Annotated in this window: 21 protein-coding genes, 1 pseudogene and 1 other annotated feature; of the genes and pseudogenes, 14 read left to right on the forward strand and 8 right to left on the reverse strand. The window is 41.5% G+C overall.

The annotated features are described in order from the left end of the window. Positions 1–84 precede the first annotated feature (84 nt). The 6 genes and pseudogenes from rsxC to BET01_RS17985 form a co-directional block, all read left to right on the forward strand. Positions 85–1,425, forward strand: a complete 1,341-nt coding sequence (rsxC, locus tag BET01_RS17960) for an electron transport complex subunit RsxC (protein WP_120198246.1) — start codon at positions 85–87, stop codon at positions 1,423–1,425. Continuing rightward, a complete protein-coding gene (locus BET01_RS17965) occupies positions 1,418–2,341 on the forward strand; it encodes an RnfABCDGE type electron transport complex subunit D (RefSeq protein WP_120198247.1) in 924 nt (307 codons plus the stop codon). Before rsxC ends, BET01_RS17965 begins: the two co-directional genes overlap by 8 nt. Before the next feature lies 1 nt (position 2,342). Continuing rightward, positions 2,343–2,957, forward strand: coding sequence for an RnfABCDGE type electron transport complex subunit G (locus BET01_RS17970; protein ID WP_120198248.1), 615 nt, complete (start codon positions 2,343–2,345; stop codon positions 2,955–2,957). An 11-nt stretch (positions 2,958–2,968) separates the two neighbouring features. Next, positions 2,969–3,667, forward strand: a complete 699-nt coding sequence (gene rsxE / locus BET01_RS17975) for an electron transport complex subunit RsxE (protein WP_120198249.1) — start codon at positions 2,969–2,971, stop codon at positions 3,665–3,667. Positions 3,668–3,679: 12 nt separating this feature from the next. After that, the gene (locus tag BET01_RS17980; RefSeq protein WP_120198250.1) at positions 3,680–4,255 is read left to right on the forward strand and encodes an electron transport complex protein RnfA; all 576 of its coding nucleotides are present in this window, start codon (positions 3,680–3,682) and stop codon (positions 4,253–4,255) included. Between the two features lie 18 nt (positions 4,256–4,273). After that, positions 4,274–4,543: pseudogene (locus tag BET01_RS17985) on the forward strand ((Fe-S)-binding protein); the annotation flags it as partial. A gap of 68 nt (positions 4,544–4,611) precedes the next feature. Here BET01_RS17985 and uxaC read toward each other — a convergent pair. Both uxaC and BET01_RS17995 read right to left on the reverse strand, forming a co-directional pair. Further along, positions 4,612–6,009: a glucuronate isomerase gene (gene uxaC / locus BET01_RS17990; RefSeq protein WP_120198252.1), complete on the reverse strand. Its 1,398-nt coding sequence runs from the start codon at positions 6,007–6,009 to the stop codon at positions 4,612–4,614. A gap of 27 nt (positions 6,010–6,036) precedes the next feature. Beyond that, the gene (locus BET01_RS17995; protein ID WP_120198253.1) at positions 6,037–7,038 is read right to left on the reverse strand and encodes a LacI family DNA-binding transcriptional regulator; all 1,002 of its coding nucleotides are present in this window, start codon (positions 7,036–7,038) and stop codon (positions 6,037–6,039) included. A gap of 214 nt (positions 7,039–7,252) precedes the next feature. Here BET01_RS17995 and BET01_RS18000 point away from each other — a divergent pair, with 214 nt between their 5' ends. The 4 genes from BET01_RS18000 (at position 7,253) to BET01_RS18015 (ending at position 10,984) form a co-directional block, all read left to right on the forward strand. Then, entirely contained in the window at positions 7,253–8,014 is a 762-nt protein-coding gene (locus tag BET01_RS18000) for an IclR family transcriptional regulator (protein WP_120198254.1), read from the forward strand. Between the two features lie 109 nt (positions 8,015–8,123). Beyond that, the gene (locus tag BET01_RS18005; RefSeq protein ID WP_120198255.1) at positions 8,124–8,774 is read left to right on the forward strand and encodes a bifunctional 2-keto-4-hydroxyglutarate aldolase/2-keto-3-deoxy-6-phosphogluconate aldolase; all 651 of its coding nucleotides are present in this window, start codon (positions 8,124–8,126) and stop codon (positions 8,772–8,774) included. 33 nt (positions 8,775–8,807) lie between these two features. Then, the gene (locus tag BET01_RS18010) at positions 8,808–9,839 is read left to right on the forward strand and encodes a sugar kinase (protein WP_120198256.1); all 1,032 of its coding nucleotides are present in this window, start codon (positions 8,808–8,810) and stop codon (positions 9,837–9,839) included. A gap of 119 nt (positions 9,840–9,958) precedes the next feature. Further along, positions 9,959–10,984, forward strand: coding sequence for a sugar kinase (locus BET01_RS18015; RefSeq protein ID WP_120198304.1), 1,026 nt, complete (start codon positions 9,959–9,961; stop codon positions 10,982–10,984). Between the two features lie 136 nt (positions 10,985–11,120). Here BET01_RS18015 and BET01_RS18020 read toward each other — a convergent pair whose 3' ends face one another. Genes BET01_RS18020 through BET01_RS18030 form a run of 3 tightly spaced genes read right to left on the reverse strand, consistent with a single transcriptional unit; the run spans position 11,121 to position 13,824 of the window. Further along, positions 11,121–11,894: an ABC transporter ATP-binding protein gene (locus BET01_RS18020; RefSeq protein WP_120198257.1), complete on the reverse strand. Its 774-nt coding sequence runs from the start codon at positions 11,892–11,894 to the stop codon at positions 11,121–11,123. Further along, positions 11,887–12,774, reverse strand: a complete 888-nt coding sequence (locus BET01_RS18025) for an ABC transporter permease (RefSeq protein WP_207667653.1) — start codon at positions 12,772–12,774, stop codon at positions 11,887–11,889. Before BET01_RS18025 ends, BET01_RS18020 begins: the two co-directional genes overlap by 8 nt. A 36-nt stretch (positions 12,775–12,810) precedes the next feature. After that, positions 12,811–13,824 (reverse strand): ABC transporter substrate-binding protein, encoded by a 1,014-nt coding sequence (locus BET01_RS18030; RefSeq protein WP_120198259.1) that lies wholly within the window; start codon positions 13,822–13,824, stop codon positions 12,811–12,813. A gap of 231 nt (positions 13,825–14,055) precedes the next feature. Continuing rightward, positions 14,056–14,300 (reverse strand) — a binding site (T-box leader). A gap of 199 nt (positions 14,301–14,499) precedes the next feature. Here BET01_RS18030 and BET01_RS18035 point away from each other — a divergent pair. Continuing rightward, the gene (locus tag BET01_RS18035) at positions 14,500–15,012 is read left to right on the forward strand and encodes a cysteine hydrolase family protein (RefSeq protein WP_120198260.1); all 513 of its coding nucleotides are present in this window, start codon (positions 14,500–14,502) and stop codon (positions 15,010–15,012) included. A gap of 173 nt (positions 15,013–15,185) precedes the next feature. On the opposite strand, the gene aroA is transcribed toward BET01_RS18035, so the two are convergent. Genes aroA through aroF form a run of 3 tightly spaced genes read right to left on the reverse strand, consistent with a single transcriptional unit; the run spans position 15,186 to position 18,586 of the window. Beyond that, the gene (gene aroA, locus BET01_RS18040) at positions 15,186–16,463 is read right to left on the reverse strand and encodes a 3-phosphoshikimate 1-carboxyvinyltransferase (RefSeq protein WP_120198261.1); all 1,278 of its coding nucleotides are present in this window, start codon (positions 16,461–16,463) and stop codon (positions 15,186–15,188) included. Positions 16,464–16,475: 12 nt separating this feature from the next. Beyond that, the gene (locus tag BET01_RS18045; RefSeq protein WP_120198262.1) at positions 16,476–17,573 is read right to left on the reverse strand and encodes a prephenate dehydrogenase; all 1,098 of its coding nucleotides are present in this window, start codon (positions 17,571–17,573) and stop codon (positions 16,476–16,478) included. Then, complete coding sequence (gene aroF, locus BET01_RS18050; RefSeq protein ID WP_120198263.1) at positions 17,570–18,586, reverse strand: 3-deoxy-7-phosphoheptulonate synthase; 1,017 nt, start codon at positions 18,584–18,586, stop codon at positions 17,570–17,572. Before aroF ends, BET01_RS18045 begins: the two co-directional genes overlap by 4 nt. 410 nt (positions 18,587–18,996) lie before the next feature. Here aroF and BET01_RS18055 point away from each other — a divergent pair, with 410 nt between their 5' ends. The 3 genes from BET01_RS18055 (at position 18,997) to BET01_RS18065 (ending at position 22,671) form a co-directional block, all read left to right on the forward strand. Next, entirely contained in the window at positions 18,997–19,977 is a 981-nt protein-coding gene (locus BET01_RS18055) for a reverse transcriptase family protein (protein ID WP_120198264.1), read from the forward strand. Between the two features lie 44 nt (positions 19,978–20,021). Then, positions 20,022–20,414 (forward strand): hypothetical protein, encoded by a 393-nt coding sequence (locus BET01_RS18060; RefSeq protein WP_120198265.1) that lies wholly within the window; start codon positions 20,022–20,024, stop codon positions 20,412–20,414. Between the two features lie 154 nt (positions 20,415–20,568). Beyond that, positions 20,569–22,671, forward strand: a complete 2,103-nt coding sequence (locus BET01_RS18065) for an elongation factor G (protein ID WP_120198266.1) — start codon at positions 20,569–20,571, stop codon at positions 22,669–22,671. Positions 22,672–22,759 lie beyond the last annotated feature (88 nt).

Consider the following 22,759-nt stretch of genomic DNA (forward strand, 5'->3'; position numbering starts at 1 on the left):
GACGCAAGATTTTTCGTTGTTTCAGCTTACAAATTATGGTATACTGTTAAAACCATGAGCGTTTGCATAGAAAGGGGTAGTTAGATGGGTTTGCCTACATTTAAAGGCGGTATTCATCCTTATGAAGGTAAGGAATTGTCTGAAAATAAACCGATAGTCTTACTTGAACCAAAGGGTGAGATGGTATTTCCATTGTCCCAGCATATCGGTGCTCCCGCCAAGACTTTGGTGGCAGTAGGGGATAAGGTTTTAATAGGCCAGAAAATTGGAGAAATGGATGGTGCTATTTCAGCCTGTATCATCAGTTCTGTATCAGGCACAGTAAAAGGAATTGAACCAAGAATGACAGCAGGTGGTTTCATAGTCCCTTCTATTATTATTGAAAATGACGGACAGGAACAGACCGTGGAATCTTTTGGCATAAAGCGGGATATAGAGACATTAACAAAAGAAGAGATTCGTGAAATAATAAAAGAATCAGGTATAGTGGGCCTTGGAGGGGCGGGATTTCCTACCTGCATAAAACTTTCGCCAAGAGAAGAGGCTAAGATCGATACGGTAATTGTTAATGGGTCAGAATGTGAACCGTATGTGACCTCTGATTATCGCATGATGATAGAGGAGCCTAAAAAGCTTATCAAAGGTCTTCAAATTATACTTCGTTTGTTTGAAAATGCACGGGGAGTAATTGGAATTGAATCCAATAAGCCGGAAGCGATAAAAAAGCTTCAAGAGCTTGTAAAGGATGAACCAAGGATCACCATATTCCCTGTGAAATCAAAGTATCCTCAAGGTTGGGAGAAGACCTTGATTTTTAGCATTACCGGAAGAAGGGTAGGCACGAATCTTCTGCCTGCAGAAGTTGGCTGTATCGTAGACAATGTGGATACCGTGATTTCCATTTACGAGGCGGTGGCAGAGAGTAAGCCCCTGATCCGTAGAATTATAACCGTGACAGGAGATGCCATAGAAAATCCTCAGAATTATAACGTAAGGATAGGCACCAGTTATGAACTGCTAGTGGAAGCTTCGGGAGGATTTAAGGCAGAGCCAGTTAAGCTGATTTCGGGTGGACCGATGATGGGACGTGCCTTGGCTGATACAAACATCCCGGTTACCAAGATTTCCTCCGCGCTTCTTTGTATGGCGGATGATGAGGGAACCAATGATCCGGTCACATCTTGTATCCGTTGTGGCAGATGTGTCAGTGTCTGTCCAGGTCGTATCGTACCACAGCAGATGATTATAGCGGCAGTTCATTCTGATATGGATCGGTATTTGAAATTAAATGGAACTAACTGCTGCGAATGCGGGAGCTGTTCCTATATCTGTCCGGCCAGGATTCCCCTTACCGAGAACTTTTCCATGATGAACCGTAAGGTATACGAGGTTAAAAAATCGGGTAGGAGGAATCAAAATGACTAAATCTTTAAGCATCTCAGCGTCACCTCATATCAGAAGTCAGGTAACAACCCCAAACATTATGTTTGATGTTGCAATTGCCATGATTCCTGCATCTGCATACGGAGTATATCAGTTTGGAATCAAAGCGGCCCTGGTTTTGTTTGTCACTGTAATTTCTTGTGTGCTCAGTGAATTTGTTTATCAATCACTCATGGGCAAACCAGTTACAGTAAGTGATGGAAGTGCTTTGGTTACCGGCATGATACTTGGACTTAATATGCCACCAACCATATCTCTATGGATTCCCTTTTTAGGCGGTATTTTTGCTATTATTGTTGTAAAACAGTTATTTGGAGGCATAGGTCAGAATTTCATGAACCCAGCTCTGGCAGCCAGATGTTTTCTGCTTATATCTTTTGCAGGTGAGATGACCACGTTTACATACCATGACACGGTTGTAAGCCCAACTCCACTTGCTGCACTAAAGGCAGGACAGTCTGTAGATCTAACTGCCATGTTTATTGGTAAAATCCCAGGATCTATGGGCGAAGTATCTGTAATTGCCCTTTTAATTGGCGCTGTTTATATGTTGGTCCGCAAGGTAATTACCCTAAGAATACCAGCCGCTTATCTAATTACCTTTGCTTTGTTTGTCTTTATTTTTGGGCGACAAGACTTAAGCTATGTCCTGGCTCATTTATGTGGAGGCGGCATTATCTTCGGTGCCTTCTTTATGGCAACGGATTATTCCTCCAGCCCCATTACAAGCAAAGGTCAAATTCTCTTTGGAATTCTTCTGGGTATATTGACTGGATTGTTCCGCTTATTTGGCGGTTCTGCAGAAGGTGTCTCTTATGCCATTATTATCAGTAACCTTTTCGTACCGTTGATTGAGAAAATATCTTTTCCAATCCCATTTGGAAAGGAGAGAAGATAAGATGAAGAGTAAAACAATCATAAAAGATGCGTTCATACTATTTGCCATAACTGTAATATCCGGACTAATTCTTGGCGGTGTTCATGAACTAACAAAGGATATCATTGCAGAGTCTTCCAATTCTGCCTATATGGAAGCTTACAAAACTGTTTTTCCTGATGCCGCTGAGTTTAAAGAAGATGATAAGCTGAAAGAGGCTCTTAAAAAGACCAATGAAGAGCTACCTACACAAGATTATGGCAATGTGGGGATCGATCAGGCATTGCAGGTAATCGACAAAAATGGAGCTATCATTGGTTACTTGGTTACGTCACATTCCAATGACAGCTATGATGGTGTGGTTAAAATTCTGGTTGGGGTGAATGAAGACAAGACAATAAAAGGAATTGAAATGTTAGAGCTTAATGACACTCCTGGCCTGGGTCAGAGGGCAGAAGAACCGGAATTTAAGGGACAGTACTCTGGAAAATCGGGAGAAAGCCTGACGGTCATCAAATCAGGAAATGCAGGCGATGCCGAGATCAATGCCATCAGCGGAGCAACCATAACCTCCCGTGCAGTTACAAATGCAGTCAATGCAGTCCTTTATCTTGTATCTCATAATGTGGACCAATAGGAGGTGAAGAGATGAAAAATCAGAATATGGAACGCTTATGGAATGGCATAGGAAAGGAGAATCCTACGTTTGTCTTGATGCTTGGCATGTGTCCCACCCTAGCTGTTACTACTTCGTTAATCAACGGCTTTGCAATGGGGATTTCAACAGCTTTAGTATTAATGTTTTCCAATATATTAATCTCACTTCTCCGTAAGATCATTTCTGACAATATTCGGATACCAGCGTATATTGTGATTATTGCCACTCTGGTAACGACGGTACAGATGCTTTTACAGGCATATATCCCGTCTCTTTATACCGCACTTGGAATATACATTCCGCTTATTGTGGTAAACTGTATCATCTTAGGCAGGGCGGAGTCTTTTGCTTCTAAGAATGATGTGATACTCTCAGCTTTTGACGGACTGGGCATGGGGATCGGATTTACCATTGCTTTGACCTTAATTGGTTTTGTTCGTGAGATTCTTGGTGCAGGTTCCGTGTTAGGCACGGTGGTGATACCAGAAAAATATCACATTACTGCTTTTGTATTGGCGCCAGGTGCGTTCTTTGCCCTTGCCGTACTCACTGCTTTACAAAACAAATTCAAGGCTCCATCGGCAACCAATGGCGGATCTGGCTCCTGTAGTGTGGGCTGCGGCTCCTGCGGGGAACTTTCTGGGAAGAAGAGTCTGGTAGCTGGAAACCATGGGAATAAGAAAGAATAGGAGGATAAAAGGATGAAAGAACTGTTGTTAATTGCTGTGGGCGCTGCTCTGGTGAACAACGTAGTACTCAGTCAGTTTCTTGGTTTATGCCCGTTTCTCGGGGTCTCAAAAGACGTAAAAACTGCATCTGGAATGGGAGCCGCGGTGGTTTTCGTCATCACTATTTCCTCCCTGGTTACCAGTATGATTTACAATGGAATTTTGGTAAATCTTCATCTGGAATATCTCCAGACTATGGCATTTATTCTGGTGATTGCGGCTCTTGTTCAACTTGTTGAGCTGTTTATGAAAAAAAACATGCCGCCTCTTCATAAGACCATGGGAATCTATCTGCCACTAATCACTACCAACTGTGCAGTGCTTGGAGCGGCTCTTACCAATGTTTCAAAAAACTATGGAATCATACAAAGCGTTGTAAATGGAATCGGTATATCCGTTGGTTTTACAATAGCAATCGTCATGCTGGCAGGAATCAGGGAGAAAATTAAATATAATGATATCCCTGAATCCTTTAAAGGTTCTCCTATTATTTTAATAACAGCAGGACTTATGGCAATTGCATTTTTTGGGTTTGCAGGGTTGATATAAGGAGGGAGAACGATTGACATGATAACTGGTATGCTTTATGCAGCTGCTGTTTTAGGTATTACGGGTCTCTTCATTGGATTACTCCTTGGCATAGCCGGCGAGAAATTGAAATTAGAGACTGACCATAAAGAAGGTTTGGTAAGAAAGGCACTGCCGGGGATTAACTGCGGCCGATGCGGCTATGCGGGCTGTGATGCGCTGGCTAAGGCCATTGCGGAAGGCAGTGCTCCAACTACAGCCTGTCCTGTAGGCAGAGCAAAAACAGCGGAGAAAATCCTTGAAATAATGACCAGCCCATAGATAAAAATAAGAAATCCCCCTGAAGTGCTTGTCGCATTCCGGGGGGATTTCTTTCATTAAAAGTTAAAATACTTGATTGTGTTATTATAGGAAATTCCCTCGATGATTTCTTTTAATGCTTTCTGATCATCTGGATATTCTCCATTATCTACCCAGCCACCGATTAATTCACAGAGGATTCTGCGGAAATACTCGTGTCTTGTGTAAGATAAGAAGCTTCTGGAATCAGTCAACATTCCAATGAAGTTACCAAGACAGCCAAGGTTTGCAAGAGAAGTCATCTGCTCTGTCATTCCTGTCTTATGATCATTAAACCACCATGCAGAACCCTGCTGGATCTTTCCTGGATATTCACTCTGGAAACAGCCAAGGATAGTTCCGATGGAAGCGTTGTCATTTGGATTTAAGGAATAAATAATGGTCTTAGGGATCTCGTTGGTAGCACTTAGATCATTTAAAAAATCTGCCATCTGAGCAGATGGAGCGTAGTTATTGATACAGTCAAAGCCGGTATCAGCACCAATTGTTTCAAACATCATTGCATTGTTATCACGCTTACAGCCATAATGAAGCTGCATTACCCAGCCCATGCGGTTGTATTCTTTCGCGGCAAATAACATGAATGCAGTCTTGTATTTCAGTTCATCATCTTTTGAGATAGTCTCTCCAGAAAGACCTTTTGCAAAGATTGCTTCCAGTTCAGCGTCATCTGCTGGCACGTACATAACATACTCAAGTGCGTGGTCAGAAACAGAACAGCCCTGGTTCTTAAAGAATTCCATACGATTAATAAGAGCAGCCTTTAAGGATGCAAAATCCTTAATCTCCATACCGCTTACCGTTGACAATTTAGCAATGTAGGAGCTAAAATCTGGTTTCTCTACGTTCATAGCCTTGTCCGGTCTCCAAGCTGGAAGAACTTTAGTGTCAAAAGAAGAATCAGCAGCAATCTTCTGATGCCATTCTAAGGTATCCGCAGGATCGTCCGTGGTGCAGATAACAGTTACATTAGACTGTTTGATAATATTGCGTGCGCTCATAGAAGCATCATGAAGCTTTTCATTGCATAAATTCCATACTTCTTCAGCGGTATCGCCGTTTAAATAACCAGTATAGCCAAAGTATCTCTGAAGTTCTAAGTGGCTCCAGTGATAGAGAGGGTTGCCGATGAGCTTTGAAAGTGTCTCTGCCCATTTCTGGAATTTCTCACGATCTGTAGCATCGCCAGTTATATATCTTTCGTCCACACCGTTAGAACGCATCTGGCGCCATTTATAATGGTCACCGCCCAACCATACCTGAGTCATGGTGTCGAACTTGCGGTCTTCGAAGATTTCCTGAGGATTGATGTGGCAATGGTAATCCACAACGGGCATTTTCTCTGCATAGGTGTGGAAAAGGGATTTTGCAGAATCGTTAGACAGTAAGAAATCCTGGTCCATAAATTGTTTCATGTTAGTGAGTCCTCCTTGTATATATGATTAAAAATTAGTAGTACCTCGTTTGACTAACTCCGGTGTTATGGTTGTCTTTGCCGGTACGTTTCCATTGTTTAGCACCTTCATCAAAGTATGAATCGTAGTGGTGCAGATGGCTTCCACTTTATTATCTACAGAAGTGATCTCAGGAGTCGTACATCTTGACAGAATGGAGTTATTATAACCAATTATATTAATATCCTCTGGAATCTTTAGACCGGACTGATCTCCATATTTGACCGCACTGACAGCCAAAATGTCTTCTGCAGCAAAGACTGCATCAAAATGAATTCCTTTTGAGGAAAGAAGCTTAAGATGCTCCATAGCGGAGTCGATATCCTTTGGGCAAAGTACCAAAAGCTCATCACGAAGTGGTAAACCAGCATCTTCCAATGCTTTACGATACCCGGAAAGTTTTAATAAATTACTATAAGAGTTGCCGGAATAAAGGTAAAGTATAGAGGTACGTCCAGCTTGAATCAGTTTTGTTACAGCATCGTATACCGCCGCCTGGTCATCGCAGACTGTGCTATAGATCTGTTCCCCATCGAGATGGCCGTTGACTAGCATAATAGGGATGTCCTTCGCCGCCTCTAACAGATAAGCATTGTCCTTTGCTTTTGCTTCTATATAATGGGAACCAGTTAAAATAATGGCGTCCACCCGCTTAGAACAAAGGAGTTCCAAGTATTTCTTCTTTGTTTCAGGAAGATAACCACTGCAGCAGAGGATGGAATCATAGCCATTGCTTCTAAGCTCTTTCTCAAGATAGGAAATAGCCTCCGCAAGCCATGGGTCTGAGGAGTCAGAGCACATGATACCTATGGTCTTCATCGTATTAAGCCCCAAGCTTCTTGCAAATACGTTAGGGGTATAACCCAGCTCCTCCATGACAGCAACAACCCGTTGTCTGGTCTTTTCACTGACATTAGGATTTCCATTAATTACCCGTGAAACGGTGGCAATTGAAACGTGGGCATGTTTGGAAACATCATAGATATTCAAAAGCAACACCTCCGTAATTGTAAGTATTTACATACCTCACTTATTATACCTAATTATGATGTATAATACAATCCCTGATTTATTTTTTTCGATAAATATGCTAGTAAATGAGTACGAAAATGTAAATGCTTTCAAAAACTTCGTATATGCGAAAATTGACTTGCATTATTTTGTTCCTAAGGAGTATACTAAGATGGAGAAATGGAGGCAAGCTATGAAACTCAATAGAACCACCCAAAGAACAGTGGAAATATTAAAGCTTATTTCCCGGTCACCGGAAGGTGCCACATTAGACGATCTCTGTGAAAAACTGGATTTGCCTAAGACAAGTGCCTATGATATTGTGACCACCCTTGCAGAGATGGGAATGATAAATGTTAAGCGAGGGCAAAAGCAAAATTATACCATAGGCTTAATGTCTTACCGCATAGGAGTCAATTATACAAACAATCTGAATTTCATAGGCACCATAGAACCAATATTAAAGGCATTTGCGAAAGAAGTAGGGAAGACAATCTTCTTTGGAGTGCCCTCCGACCATCATGTGGTATACATATGCAAGTTTGAGCCGGAAAACCCGATTATCACCACAGCAACCGTCGGGTCAAGAAATCCTATGTACTGCACCTCCCTTGGAAAAGTTATTTTAGCATACAGTGACGAAGAAAAGAGGGAGCAGATGATCGGCCGGATCAAATTTACTCCGTTTACCGAGCGTACTATAAAGGACAGAGACCAACTACTTCAAGAACTTGAAGAGGTGAAAGAGAGGGGATATGCCTTTGACGCAAGAGAGATGGAAGAGCATATGCAGTGTGTCGGCGCCCCCATATTTGACCGGGGAGGCAATGTATTAGGAGCCATCAGTATGTCCACGCTTTATAAGCCTGCGGAGGACTATGTTGCTCTTGGAAACATGATATCGGAAAAGGCAATGGAGGTTTCCAGGTTATTAGGTTATCTTGGAAAAATATGAGGAATACCTGTTGACAAAATCAATAGAAACGATTAATATTCAAATATAAGAATCGTAAATATGAAGTTGATTCGTATATGCGAATTAAGAGAAGGAGAGAGCAAGAATCATGAAAAAAGAACAAGTTTTATCTAAGATGAAAAAAGATTGCCTTGTAGCTGTTGTTCGTGCAAAGAACTTAGAGCAGGGTGAAACATTAGTTGACGCTATCATCGCAGGCGGTATTAATTTTATTGAAATCACTATGACCATGGATGAAGGAAACCCAGTGGAATTCATCGCAAAAATGTCTGAAAAATATAAGAGTAATGAGGATGTTGTTATCGGTGCAGGTACTGTACTTGATCCTGAAACAGCAAGAGCAGTCATCCTTGCAGGTGCAAATTACGTAGTAAGCCCTGGCTTAAACGTAGATACAATCAAACTTTGCAACCGTTACAGAGTACCAATGCTTCCAGGTGTTATGACTCCAACCGAAGCGATCACAGCATTAGAAGCTGGTTGTGACATCATCAAGATCTTCCCAGGCAATATCATGGGGCCATCTGCAATTAGCTCCTTTAAAGGACCTCTTCCACAGGGCGATTTCATGCCATCTGGTGGTGTTGATGTTGATAATGTTGACAAATGGATCAAAGCTGGCGCATATGCAGTTGGTACAGGAAGCAGTTTAACAAAGGGCGCTAATACAGGCGATTTCGCAGCAGTTACTGCAAAAGCAAAAGAATTTGTTGAAGCAGTAGAAGCAGCACGCAAATAAAAAACAAACATCAGAAATTAAGGAGAATACACAATGGCAAAGATCGTAACCATGGGCGAGATCATGTTAAGATTATCTACCCCGAACAACGAAAAATTTATTCAGGCAGATGAATTTGATGTAAACTACGGCGGCGGAGAAGCTAACGTAGCTGTTTCTTTAGCAAATTATGGACATGAAGCTGAGTTTGTATCTGCAGTACCAAAGAACCCAATTGGTGAATGTGCAGTTGCAGCACTTAGAAAATATAATGTAGGAACAAAGCATGTAGCTAGAGGCGGAGAGAGACTTGGTATCTATTTCTTAGAGACAGGTTCCGCTATGAGAGCTTCTACCGTAGTTTACGATAGAGCACATTCTTCTATCTCTACAGCACAAGCTTCTGATTTCAACTTTGATGAGATCTTTGAAGGCGCTGACTGGTTCCACTTTACTGGAATTACACCAGCAGTAAGCGACGGCGCTGCTGAACTGACTGAAGCAGCTTTAAAGGCAGCTAAGGCTCATGGCGTAACTGTTTCTGTAGATTTAAACTTCCGTAAGAAATTATGGTCTTCTGAAAAAGCGCAGAAGGTTATGACAAACTTAATGCAGTATGTTGATGTTTGTATTGGTAATGAAGAGGATGCAGAAAAAGTTCTTGGATTTAAACCAGGTAATACAGATGTAACAAGCGGAGAACTTGAATTACAGGGATATGTAGATATCTTTAATCAGATGATCGACAAATTTGGCTTTAAGTATGTAGTAAGCTCCTTACGTGAGAGCCGTTCTGCATCTGATAATGGGTGGTCTGCATGTATCATGGATGGTGCAAGCCGTGAATTCTATCACTCCAAAAAATATCATGTTACCCCTATTGTAGATCGTGTAGGCGGCGGAGATTCCTTCGCAGCAGGCGTTATCTGTGGAATGGTTGACAAAAAAGACTTTAAGGGTGCTCTTGAGTATGCAGTAGCAGCTTCTGCATTAAAGCACACAATTCCTGGAGATTTCAACCTGGTAACAAGAGAAGATGTTGAGACTCTTGCAGGCGGAGACGGATCAGGTCGTGTTCAGAGATAATCACGGATCGGCTGTTTTAAGACAGGATAGAATTAAATCCTGCCATTTAAATAGGGATAAAACATTGGGGGTCATGTTGAATGACCCCCTTTTTTAAAACTTATGGAGGAAATATCAGTATGAGCGACAGACCATTTGATTTATTAACCCTTGGTGAACTGCTTTTGCGTCTGTCTCCGGCAGGTGTGGAGAGGCTTGTCAGAGGCGATTCCTTTCAGAAACAGGTTGGGGGAGCGGAGTTAAACGTTGCAGTAGGTGCAGCCCTTTTAGGACTTCATACCGGTTTGGTTACCCAACTTCCGGCTCACGATATGGGTAAATTTGCAAAGAATAAAGTTCGTTCCTATGGAATTAGCGATGATTATTTTGTTTATGATGAGAGTTCCAATGCAAGACTGGGACTTTATTACTATGAGTATGGTGCATATCCAAGAAAACCTAAGGTTGTTTATGATAGAAAGAACAGTTCCTTTGTCTACATTAATGAAGATTCATTTCCAGACGATATGTACAAAGCAACTACTTGCTTTCATACAACAGGCATAACTCTTGCCCTATGTGAAAATACCAGAAAGACTGCCATAGATATGATTCAAAAATTTAAGGCATCCGGAACAATTATATCCTTTGATGTAAATTTCCGTGGCAATTTATGGACAGGGGAAGAGGCGAAGGAATGCATCGAGCAGATTCTTCCTTATGTAGATATTTTCTTTTGCTCCGAAGATACGGCTAGACTGACCTTTAAAAAAGAGGGAACCGTCAAAGAGATGATGAAGAGCTTTACAGAAGAATATCCAATTTCCATTGTAGCCTCCACTCAAAGAATCGTACATAGCCCCAAAAGCCATACCTTTGGATCTGTTATATACGATGGCTCCAGAGGAGAATATTACGAAGAAGATCCATATCACAACATTGATGTAGTAGATCGAATCGGAAGCGGAGATGCCTATATTGCGGGAGCGCTTTATGGTCTCTTAAGCAGCGGTGGTGACTGCATGAAAGCAGTTCAGTACGGCAATGCCACTGCAGCTTTAAAGAATACCATTCCTGGAGATTTGCCAACCTCAGATTTAAGTGAGGTTAATACGGTAATACGGGAACATAATGATAAAGGGCCTCAAAGTGAGATGAGTAGATAAGAAGTATTGCATTACTATTATAATATGGAATCAAAAAATACGTCTTAATCATTGGCGTGATCACTGTCTTATGGACAGGAGCACACCAAGCGGCTGTGTAAGCCAGATTAAGGCGTATTTTTGTATCGTTTTTTAATTAATTCCCGCATTCAATGCTGATTTCATTAAACTTTTCTAAAATATATTCTATATTTAAGCTGCTTTTCTCATCATTGGCCTTGTCAATCACAGCATTGCCCTGATGCATCATCAAAAGACGGTTTCCATATTCCACCGCATAGCGTAGGTTATGGGTTACCATGATGGTGGTCAGTTGTTTTTCTTTTACAATCTGATCTGTCAGCTCCATGATGATTTCAGCAGTTTTGGGATCCAATGCGGCAGTATGTTCATCAAGGATCAAAAACTCAATCGGCGTCATGGTGGACATGAGAAGGGCCATAGCCTGTCGTTGTCCTCCTGATAATACACCTACCTTTATATGCATCTTATCTTCAAGACCAAGACCTAGAGAGCGAAGCTGATCCCTGTAAAAATCAATGCGGCTTTTGTTGGTACCAGGAAGCAGGTTAAAAGGCTTACCCTTGGTATCTGCAATTGCCATATTCTCAAGAATCGTCATATTGGGACAAGTTCCAACAGATGGGTTCTGATAAACCCTACCAATACGTCGAAGGCGTTTATGCTCTGGCATGTTGCTGATATCTGTGCCGTTAATTTGAATGGAACCGCTGTCTAAAGGAATGCTGCCACAAATAATGTTTAAAAGAGAGGTCTTGCCAGAACCGTTACTTCCTACTACAGATACAAATTGTTGATTTTCTATGGTCAGCTTAAAGTTCTCAAACAGGCACATCTCATTGACTGTTCCATGATTGTAATATTTATTGATGTTACGAAGTTCAAGCATGATTTTTCACCTTCTTTTCTCTTCCGTTGCTTATTACCAGTATTCCTAAAAATAGAGCGGAGGTAATAATCCTTAAGTCGGAAGCCTCCATACCAAAGAAGATTGCAAGTGATACACAGGCCTTGTAAACGATGGAACCAACGATTACGGCAGTTGTTGCTTTTATGGCACCGAACCGTTTTAGTAGCTTAGTTCCAATGATAACGTTGGCAAGACCAATTACGATAGTACCGGTTCCCATACTGATGTCAAAGAACCCATTTTGCTGACAATAAACCGATCCAGCCAGGGCAGCAAGCCCATTAGCAATGGAAAGGCCCAGAATTTTAACAGTTCCTTTGTCCTTGGCAAGTGAAGTAACAAGTGTTTCGTTATCCCCTACAGCTCTTAAAAGATAGCCGGATCTGGTCTTTAAAAATAAATCAAGAAGTATTTTAACAATCAGCACAATAACTACCAGTATAGCAATTACACTTACTTCAGAAAGTCCCTGAGGCATAATCTTGTTGATAAATGGATTTTCAAAAATAGAGTCACTATTAAAAAATGCCACATTAGACTTCCCCACAAGTCTTAAGTTAACGGAGTAAAGTGCAGTCATGACAATAATACCCGACAAAAGATCTCTTACCTTTAATTTTACGTGGATAATACCTGTAATGCACCCAGCCAAAGCGCCTGCAATAAAAGCGAGGAGCAAAGCGATGAGAGGGTTGACTCCAGCTAAAACTAAAACTGCGGTGATTGCGCCTCCCAGTGGAAAGGTACCATCCACAGACAGATCTGGAAAATCCAGGATCTTATAGGTAATGTAAACGCCCAGTGCCATGATGGCATAAACCAAGCCTTCTTCTATAACGCCAAATATAATTGACATGATATGACTTCCTCCAATATGTTTCTATTAATTGTCGTATTATTTAATTTCTTTAAAAAGCTCAGCTGCAGAATCTGTAAGTTCGGTTGGTAAGGTGATTCCAAGATTTTCCGCTACCTTTGTATTACCATAGAATGCTGCATCTTTGATCACTTCATACTTTATCTCGCTTGCTTTTGCCTCACCTTTTAAAACCTTAGCGGCCATTTTGCCAGTTTGCTTGCCTAAATCTACATAATCAAGTCCCATGGCAGCGATACAGCCGATTTTAACTTGCTCGATTTCACTTCCAAATACCGGTATGTTTTTCTTGCCAGCTTTATCTATAATAAGTGGAAGAGAGCTGACAACCGTATTATCGGTTAAGTTATTTAAACAGTCCACTTTTCCTAAGAGGTTGTCGGTTGCAAGAGGGATATCAGCAGAAGCAGAGATTGGTCCTTCTACGATTTCAAAGCCATAATTTGGAGCGGCTTTTTTATATTCTGCAATGGTGGTTTCTGAATTCACTTCACTTGTGCTATAGAGAATTCCAATGTTTTTTGCATGAGGGAGTATCTTGCGAATCATCTCAAGCTGTTTTTCTACGGGAAGTTTATCACTGGTTCCTGTAATTTCTCCAACAGAACCTCCATCTTCTTTCGCCAATGCTGCGGCTACGGGATCTGTGACAGCAGTATAGATAACTGGTATATCTGCTTTTTTTGCGCCGCTGTATGCTGCCTGAGCCATAGGAGTTGCAATGGCGCAGATAAGGTCGCTTTTCTTAGCAATAAAGTTATTTACAATCTGGCTTGCAGTGCCACCATCGGCCTGAGCATTTTCATACATGATTGTAAGATTTTTGCCATCCTCAATACCTTCCTCTTTTAGGCCTTGAATAAAACCTTCCCGGCAGTTATCCAGTGATCCATGTTCTGCAAATTGAGCCACACCTATGGTATAATTTGCATCTTTGGAACCTGCAGCACCTTTTTCTGGAGCTTTTGAACAGGCAGAGAGAGCAGTAGCAGCAATTGCTGAGATTAATAACAGTTTAACAGATTTTTTCATAAAATATATCCTCCTTCATTGATTTTTGTTAATTGGTTGATTGAAGATTAAATATCGTGAAACAAGACAGAGTCTGACTTGTCAGGCTCTGGCGCTGACGCGCTGTCACTTTAGTGACATCTTCCTCTTAAGCGTCATGTGCATCCTGCACGGAGTGCTTTTTATTTTATAGGGGAGTTCGTAGAATTTTCCTATAAAATAAAAAAAAGTCTCAAGTACGTAAATAAACGTACTTGAGACGAATTATACAATCCGCGGTGCCACTCAATTTGACTTTAAAAAAGTCCACTTATCATATACAGACATATATGCCACTAGTAATAACGGTTGTGGAATCCGTCAGCCCCTACAAAACACTAGGTTCAAGGCTGCCCTCAAAAGTCCATTCGGCTATCCGCTCTATACCGCACTCACACCACCGGCGGCTCTCTGAAATATTGCAGGTAAAGCTTACTTCTCTTTTTCAACGGTTTGTTTTATTAGTCACTATCTTAATGCGTTAAAGTCATTTTGTCAATATATATTTGAAAAATCGTCTATAAGTATATTTCCATTCCTGGAAGCACCTAGAAGACTTGCATATTACATAAGTAATTTGTTATAATATACGCACATACCATGGATTGTTTGCATGATTAGAAAAAGAAATCAAAATATGACTGGAGGTTTTTACTTATGAAAAGATTACTAGTTGTTGTGGATATGCAAAATGATTTTATCGACGGTTCCCTTGGAACCTTAGAAGCTTTAAACATAGTTCCAAAAGTAAAGAAGAAGATAGAAGAATATCTGGCGTTAGATGACGAGGTGGTTTTTACGCTGGACACTCACGAAGAAAACTATCTGGAGACTCAAGAAGGGAAAAATCTTCCGGTTCTACACTGCGCTCGGGGAAGTAATGGCTGGGAGCTTCACGACTCACTTAAGAGTTATAAAGGAGAACGATTTGAGAAAAACACATTTGGCAGTGAAGAATTAGGTGTGTTTATCAAAGATAAAGGATATGATTCTATCGAGCTTATTGGTCTATGCACGGATATCTGTGTAATTTCAAATGCCCTTCTTTTAAAGGCATTTGAACCGGAGATTCCCATTCGTGTGGATTCCTCCTGTTGTGCTGGAGTTACCCCCAAAAGCCATGAAAACGCGCTAAATGCAATGAAGATATGTCACATCGAAGTGTTTTGATTCTTTTAAAAAAAGTTTGTTTTCTAATAAATTAAATGTTAAAATGGAATACAAAAACAAAAACACGTTTTGTCTTGGTGGCTTACAAAGCCGTATCAAGACAAGACGTGTTTTCACGTGATCCCATAAAGTTAAGATATATAATTACCATCAAATAATTGTTATCTTTGAAATCAATGTCCCAGCTTTTCCAGATCTTTATAAAAGCCTGGATATGAAATATTTACGCAGTCCGCTCCCAGAATTTCTGTTTCACCTTCTGCGCATAAACCGGTGACTGCAAAGGTCATGGCGATTCGGTGATCTAACTTGCTATCAATGACAACACCGTGGAGGGGTCTCCCGCCTCGAATAATCATGCCATCCTCTGTTTCTGTAACATCGGCTCCCATAGCTGTTAAGTTTTGAACCATAACTTCAATTCGATTGGATTCTTTCACTTTTAACTCAGCTGCATCTTTGATTACTGTTTCCCCTTCCGCAAAGCAAGCCATAGCAGCAATCATAGGAAGTTCGTCAATAAGTCTAGGAATGATACTTCCTTCAATGGTGGTACCGTGGAGAGAGGAGTATTTGACTAGAATATCTGCCGTTGGTTCCCCGGAATCCGTGTTTTCGTTTAAAAGGGTGATATTAGCCCCCATATCACGACATACGGAGAGGATGCCATCTCTGGTAGGATTAATGCCCGTGTTACGGATGAGTATCTCAGAACCAGGAATCATAAGCCCTGCTGCGATAAAGAAAGCGGCAGACGAGATGTCTCCCGGAACCTTAATCTTGTTGCCATATAATTCCTTTGGAGGAGCAATGCATGCTGTGGTTCCTTCAGTCTTTACATCAGCACCAAAGTATTTTAACATAATTTCTGAATGATTTCTGGATATATACGGCTCGGTTACCGTTGTCTCACCCTCTGCATATAGGCCAGCTAATAAAATAGAAGATTTTATCTGGGCAGAAGCAACCTGGCTGGTATAGTGAATGCCATGAAGCTTTTTACCACTGATGGAAAGAGGTGCACAGCCGTTGTCCTTTATACTCGTGATCTGTGCTCCCATGAGGGATAGTGGCTCCATGATTCGCTTCATAGGACGTTTTTGAATGGAATCGTCACCGGTCAGTGTGACGTCAAAGTTCTGAGCAGCCAAGATGCCAGAAATCAGGCGAGTGGTAGTTCCGCTGTTGCCGCAGTCAAGAGTATCGACTGGCTTTTTTAGACCACGCAGGCCCTTTCCTTCTACAATAACGGAGTCTCCCTTTATGTCAATGGAAACACCCATGCTCTGAAAGCAAGAGATGGTAGAGAGACAGTCGGCACCGGAAAGAAAATGGCTGATTTCAGTCGTTCCTTTTGCAATGGAGCCAAACATAACGCTTCGGTGAGATATGGATTTATCCCCTGGGATGGTGATTTCTCCCTTTAAAGGGGAGGCTTTTGTAAATTTCATAAAGTACCTCTCTTAGTTCGGTATTAAGTCATAATGATATTTTTCCAACTGTTTCCAGGCGTTGTCCATAGATTCTTTATCGTAAAATGCGATCCGTAAAGTACCTTCTCCATGTTCTCTGTTATGATTAATGCCAATGTTTTTTATGCTAATGCCCTTTGACGCAAGAATAACCGCCAATGTGGAGATCGCTCCTACTTCATCTGCCATGTTTACCGTAAAGAAATAATCCGATTCAATGGGACCGGTTGCTTTCTCTGAAAAAGAATTCCTGTAATCTCTGGATGTTTCAAATAATTGATAGATATATTGATTGTCCTTCGCCTCAAGCACCTTAAGGATATCGTTTAAGGAGTCAATGTAGCGCTTTAAAATGAGAGAAAGGTTATTGCTATTGGTCATGCAGATTTGCTCCCACATCTCTGGTGAGGAGGAGGCAATTCGGGTTATATCCTTAAATCCACCGGCAGAGAGCCTTCTCATCAACTCCTGGCTGTTGTCAGAATCCTTTACCAGGTTTACCATACTGGAAGCTACAATATGTGGGAGATGACTGATGGCAGCGGTAACGAAGTCGTGTTCCTTATAATCCATTACAAGTGGAATGGAACCGATTGATTTCCCCATATCAACCATGTGGTTTACCTGATCCTCAGAGGAAAGGGCAGTAGGCGTGATGATATAATAAGCATTCTCAAGAAGATGTACAGAGGAATTTTCATATCCTGTTTTTTCAGAGCCAGCCATAGGATGCCCTCCGACAAAACAGTGCTCCAGACCAGCACGAATCACAGCTTCGTGTATATCTGTCTTAGTACTGCCTACATCGGTTATAATGGCTCCCGATTTGAGATAGGGCTTAATCTGTTCTAAGTAATTCGCATTGTATTCCACAGGAGCACAAAGAAAGATCAAATCACATTCTTTTAATTCTTCCCCGATTCCGTCTAGGACCACATCAACAATTCCTTCCTCCTGAGCCTTTAATAGCTTTGACTTGGAGCGCATGTAAGCCATGATTTTGGATTTGGGGTGTTCACGCTTGATTCCTTTGGCAATGGAGCCACCAATCAAACCAAGCCCGATAAAGGCAATGGAAGGTTCACTCATTTCGTATTCCTCCTGGAGAGTTCTGCGTAAGGCCTAAGTTCGTCCATCAGATGATCAAATTGCTCAAAGGTCAGGGACTGAGGACCGTCTGATAATGCACAGGCTGGACATGGATGTACTTCTACAATAAGTCCATCGGCTCCAACTGCCAGTGATGCCTTTGAAATTGGTTCGATGTAAGCGCGTACGCCGGTTGCGTGGCTTGGATCAATGATGACTGGTAAATGGCTCTTAGAACGGATTACAGGAACCGCACTGATGTCTAAGGTGTTTCTGGTGGCAGTCTCATAGGTACGAATGCCGCGTTCGCAAAGAACGATATTAGGATTTCCTTCTGAGGCAATGTATTCAGCCGCATTGAGCCATTCGTCGATGGTGGCACATAACCCTCTCTTTAAAAGGACAGGGACACCTGCCTTACCAGCTTCTTTTAAAAGCTCAAAATTCTGCATGTTCCTGGCGCCAATCTGCACCATATCTACATATTTTACCGCAGTTTCCAGGGAACGTAAACTAGTAGCTTCACAAATGATGTTAAGACCGGTAGCCTCTCTTGCCTCTTGCATGAATTTTAAACCTTCTTCTTCAAGGCCTTGGAATGCGTAAGGAGAAGTTCTTGGCTTGTAAGCGCCACCTCTTAAAAACTGTGCGCCAGCTTTTTTGACAGCGAAAGCAGTTTCTAAAAGCATATCGTGATTTTCAATGGCGCATGGACCTGCCATCATGGTAAAGTGTCCCGGGCCAATTTTAGCAGTTCCCACAGAGATAACGGAGTCATCAGGATGGAACTTTTTATTTACTAATTTGTAAGATTCTGTAACAGACACAATTTTGTCAACTCCTTCTATGAGCTCGATGTTTGCGCTAAGGAGCTTTGATTTGTCGCCAACCACTCCGACGATGGTGACTTGGGTACCTTTGGATAAGTGAGCCTGAAGACCATTATCCTCAATGATTTGTTTGATTTTAAGTACAGCTTCCTCGGAAGCGTTAGGCTTCATAATGATTATCATAATCTATGTTCTCCCTTTTTTCAAATATTTAATCCCCATTGTATCTGATGATATCCTCGTTGTCAACGCTTTTATACTTTAAAGTTTAACACTTTAACGCATATTCGTATTTAGACCATACATTGCCATGAAAAGGATGGATTAAAAAAATATTATGTGATAGAATATTTGACATAACAGCAGAAGTTATAGTTTTTCCGGTAAAACTGCCGGCTGGGCAGCGAGTCGTTGTTCGGATTATCATAGGGTTACAATAGACCGCAATCTGCTGCGAAGTACTTCCGCACATTGCATGTGCATACGCATGTGCAAGACATGCGCGCGTACATCTTCGCATCTTACGGTATCATTTTAGTATTGCTTCTGCTGTTATATTTCTAGATTACATACAGAGCGGAGGGATTTGGCCTATGTATCAGACTGAACTTTGGAAATATAGTACAAAAAAGCATTGCCAGGACATGTTATTATCTTTTCAGCTTTTGGGCGAGGACTGGCCGGATCAAAAAGTAATTGCATGCCTTTATGGAGTCAGCAATCATACGGAACGCCATTACCATACAGCTATGATACCCAAAAGTGATGGAACAAAGCGCCAGCTTTTAGTACCGGATGATTTATTAAAGATGATTCAGAGAAACATTGCAAGGAATGTATTGTCTGGGTTTGAATTATCTTCTTGTGCGTCTGCGTATTGCAAAGGAACCTCTGTGCTTAAGAATGCTTCGATTCATACAGGGAAGCGATTGGTGCTTAAGCTAGATATAGAAGATTTTTTTGGAAGCATTACGTTTCCCATGGTTTTAAATGGCGCATTTTCCAGCAAGTATTTTCCACCAACTGTGGGAACTTTGCTGACAGCTCTTTGCTGTTATCATGATTATCTTCCTCAAGGAGCGCCTTCTTCCCCTGTTATTTCCAATCTGGTTATGAAGCCATTTGATGATTATATGAAGGTATGGTGTGAAGAAAAGAATATTTCGTATACAAGATATTGTGATGATATGACCTTTTCAGGAGATTTTCAGCCTGGACATGTGATCAATAAAGTATCTGGATTTTTAGATGCGATGGGCTTTGCCTTAAATCGGGAGAAAACCAAGATTCTTTCCTCTGGAAGAAGACAGACGGTAACAGGAATTGTGGTCAATGAAAGACCCCATGTTTCACCCGATTACAGAAGGAGGCTACGCCAAGAGGTGTATTACTGCCTGAAATATGGAGTGAAGTCTCATATTACAATGACGGGGAGAGAAGAGCCTAAACCAGAAATAGAGCGTCACTATCTGTTTTCCCTTCTTGGAAAGATCAATTACCTACTATTTATTAATCCTCAGGATCTGTGGTTTAAGCAGGCGGAAGGAAAGATACGAAGTATACTTGATCACTAAGCGGATTGTCTGATATAATAGATAAAACAGGTGGAGGGATAGATATGAGAACATTATGGAAAAAACTGGCTGCCTATGGGACATGTTGTATGCTTTTCATTGGAGCTATGACATGTATGTCCGGGACCCCTGTTCAGATGGAAGCCTATGCTCAGACAAATTCAGACGCTTCTGCGTTTGGCTGGCAGAAGGAATTAGACGGCTGGAGGTTAAAAAACAGCGATGGTTCCTATGCAAGGGGCTGCTTTGGAGCTGTGGAAAACATATGGTACTATTTTGATCAGGATGGTTACATGGTTACAGGCTGGCAGCAAGTTAGTGATGATTGGTTTTATTTTGAGGCTGATGGTCATATGGTCACTGGTCCAACCTATGTCGGACAGGCCTATTATTATTTTGAATCTAGTGGGAAACTGAACAAAAGTTTTTATGAATAAGATTAACTGAGAATGAGGGCTTAGCCCTCTTTTTTTTGCAGAAAAAGAAAAATGTCGAAAAATAATTGTGCAAATTGCCTGACATGCTTGCAATTATACGACATTTTTAGTAAAATATTATCATAGACTTAAATACGGAACAGGAGGAATGCTTATGAACGTGTATGGAACCAAACAGATCCGCAACGTTGCCTTATTAGGGCACGGGGGAGCCGGTAAAACCACACTGGCTGAAGCGATGGCATACGTGACCGGAGCCATTGGCAGAATGGGTAAAATTATCGATGGTAATACCATCAGCGATTATGACAAAGAAGAGACCAAGAGACAGTTTTCTATCTCCACTTCTCTGATTCCTTTGGAGTATGAAGGAGAAGATGGACCCATAAAGGTTAACCTGCTTGATACTCCCGGGTATTTTGATTTTGTAGGAGAGGTCGAAGAGGCCATCAGTGTAGCGGATGCAGCCGTAATTGTTGTTAACTGCAAAGCAGGAATTGAAGTTGGGACATATAAGGCATGGGAGATGTGTGAGAAGTACAAGCTTCCTAGACTTTTCTTTGTGACCAATATGGATGATGATCAGGCCAGCTTCCGGGAACTACTCTTAAAGCTGGAAAAGGAATTTGGAAGAAAAATTGCACCCTTCCATCTTCCCATTCGTGAGAATGAGAAGTTTATCGGTTTTGTCAACGTAGTAAAGATGGCAGGAAGACGCTTTACGGTCAACAGTGATTACGTGGAATGTGAGATTCCGGAGTACAGTCAAAAGAACTTGGTAATTGCCAGAGAAGCTCTTATGGAAGCGGTAGCAGAGACTAGCGAAGAATACATGGAACGTTATTTTACAGGGGAGGAATTCACCCTGGATGAGATATCATCTGCTCTTAGGGAGCACGTCACTGAAGGCAACATTGTTCCGGTCATGTTAGGGTCAGGCCTTAATGCTCAGGGAGCAAAGATGGTGCTTCAGGCAATTGATAAATATTTCCCTGCTCCAGATCATTACGAATGCATTGGTGTGGATATATCCACAGGAGAACGATTCACTGCCAAATATAATGATAATGTTTCTTTATCGGCTCGAGTGTTTAAGACCGTCGTAGATCCATTTATCGGCAAATATTCTCTTCTTAAAATTTGTACCGGAACATTAAAACCGGATTCTATCATATTTAATGTAAATAAGGACTCAGAAGAGAAGCTCGGAAGACTATATGTATTAAGAGGAAAGGAAGCCATTGAAGTTTCTGAATTAAGAGCAGGTGACATTGGAGCAGTCTCAAAACTTAACGTCACCCAGACCGGAGATACCATAGCTCTTCGTTCTGCTCCTATTGTATATCATAAACCAGAGATATCAACACCTTATACCTACATGCGCTATCGCACAAAGACCAAAGGAGATGATGATAAGGTTTCGAATGCTTTATCAAAGCTAACGGAAGAAGATTGGACTCTAAAGGTGGTAAACGATACAGAGAATCGCCAGTCCCTATTGTGTGCCATTGGAGATCAGCAGCTTGAGGTAGCTGTTAGCAAGCTGTTAAACCGTTATAAAGTTGAAATCGAACTGAGCAAGCCTAAATTTGCGTACCGGGAGACCTTACGCAAAAAAGTAGAGGTTCAGGGAAAATATAAAAAACAGTCCGGAGGACACGGTCAGTATGGAGATGTTAAGATGTCCTTTGAACCCTCCGACAACTTGGAAAAACCTTATATATTTGAGGAAAGTGTCTTTGGTGGATCCGTACCTAGAAACTATTTCCCTGCGGTTGAAAAGGGCATAGCAGAATGTGTGTTAAAAGGACCGTTAGCTGCTTATCCAGTGGTTGGGCTTAAGGCCACGCTTTTAGATGGTTCCTACCATCCGGTAGATTCTTCTGAATTAGCTTTTAAGATGGCGGCCACTACTGCCTTTAAAAAAGGATTTATGGAAGCAAACCCCGTTTTATTAGAACCAATTGCCTCCCTTAAGGTAAGAGTTCCTGATAAATTTACCGGAGATGTCATGGGAGATTTAAACCGGAGAAGAGGCCGTGTTCTTGGTATGAATTCGGACCATCACGGAAAGCAGATTGTTGAAGCGGATATACCAGTTTCCGAACTGTTTGGTTATAACACGGATCTTCGTTCTATGACCGGCGGTATGGGAACGTATGAATATGAATTTAGCCGTTACGAACTAGCTCCTGGAGATATCCAGAAGAGAGAGGTGGAAGAACGGGCCTCAAAAGTTGATAAAGGAACTGCTTAATATCATAGAATCAAAGGAAATAGTTAGTTGCGAGGCGGCAAACATTTGCCGCCTCTTATTGTGTCTTAAAAGCTCCTGTAACGCTAGA

It is taken from the genome of Lacrimispora algidixylanolytica, from assembly GCF_003609635.1.
GTDB classification, from domain to species: Bacteria; Bacillota; Clostridia; order Lachnospirales; family Lachnospiraceae; genus Lacrimispora; species Lacrimispora algidixylanolytica.

Coding starts and splice junctions, on each gene's coding strand:
- BET01_RS17965 (WP_120198247.1), top strand. CDS start 1,418: ATGACTAAATCTTTAAGCATCTCAGCGTCACCTCATATCAGAAGTCAG.
- BET01_RS17980 (WP_120198250.1), top strand. CDS start 3,680: ATGAAAGAACTGTTGTTAATTGCTGTGGGCGCTGCTCTGGTGAACAAC.
- BET01_RS18005 (WP_120198255.1), top strand. CDS start 8,124: ATGAAAAAAGAACAAGTTTTATCTAAGATGAAAAAAGATTGCCTTGTA.
- aroA (WP_120198261.1), bottom strand. CDS start 16,463: ATGAAATTTACAAAAGCCTCCCCTTTAAAGGGAGAAATCACCATCCCA.
- aroF (WP_120198263.1), bottom strand. CDS start 18,586: ATGATAATCATTATGAAGCCTAACGCTTCCGAGGAAGCTGTACTTAAA.
- rsxC (WP_120198246.1), top strand. CDS start 85: ATGGGTTTGCCTACATTTAAAGGCGGTATTCATCCTTATGAAGGTAAG.
- uxaC (WP_120198252.1), bottom strand. CDS start 6,009: ATGAAACAATTTATGGACCAGGATTTCTTACTGTCTAACGATTCTGCA.
- BET01_RS18000 (WP_120198254.1), top strand. CDS start 7,253: ATGAAACTCAATAGAACCACCCAAAGAACAGTGGAAATATTAAAGCTT.
- BET01_RS18020 (WP_120198257.1), bottom strand. CDS start 11,894: ATGCTTGAACTTCGTAACATCAATAAATATTACAATCATGGAACAGTC.
- BET01_RS18015 (WP_120198304.1), top strand. CDS start 9,959: ATGAGCGACAGACCATTTGATTTATTAACCCTTGGTGAACTGCTTTTG.
- BET01_RS17970 (WP_120198248.1), top strand. CDS start 2,343: ATGAAGAGTAAAACAATCATAAAAGATGCGTTCATACTATTTGCCATA.
- rsxE (WP_120198249.1), top strand. CDS start 2,969: ATGAAAAATCAGAATATGGAACGCTTATGGAATGGCATAGGAAAGGAG.
- BET01_RS18055 (WP_120198264.1), top strand. CDS start 18,997: ATGTATCAGACTGAACTTTGGAAATATAGTACAAAAAAGCATTGCCAG.
- BET01_RS18065 (WP_120198266.1), top strand. CDS start 20,569: ATGAACGTGTATGGAACCAAACAGATCCGCAACGTTGCCTTATTAGGG.
- BET01_RS18030 (WP_120198259.1), bottom strand. CDS start 13,824: ATGAAAAAATCTGTTAAACTGTTATTAATCTCAGCAATTGCTGCTACT.
- BET01_RS18045 (WP_120198262.1), bottom strand. CDS start 17,573: ATGAGTGAACCTTCCATTGCCTTTATCGGGCTTGGTTTGATTGGTGGC.
- BET01_RS18035 (WP_120198260.1), top strand. CDS start 14,500: ATGAAAAGATTACTAGTTGTTGTGGATATGCAAAATGATTTTATCGAC.
- BET01_RS18010 (WP_120198256.1), top strand. CDS start 8,808: ATGGCAAAGATCGTAACCATGGGCGAGATCATGTTAAGATTATCTACC.
- BET01_RS18060 (WP_120198265.1), top strand. CDS start 20,022: ATGAGAACATTATGGAAAAAACTGGCTGCCTATGGGACATGTTGTATG.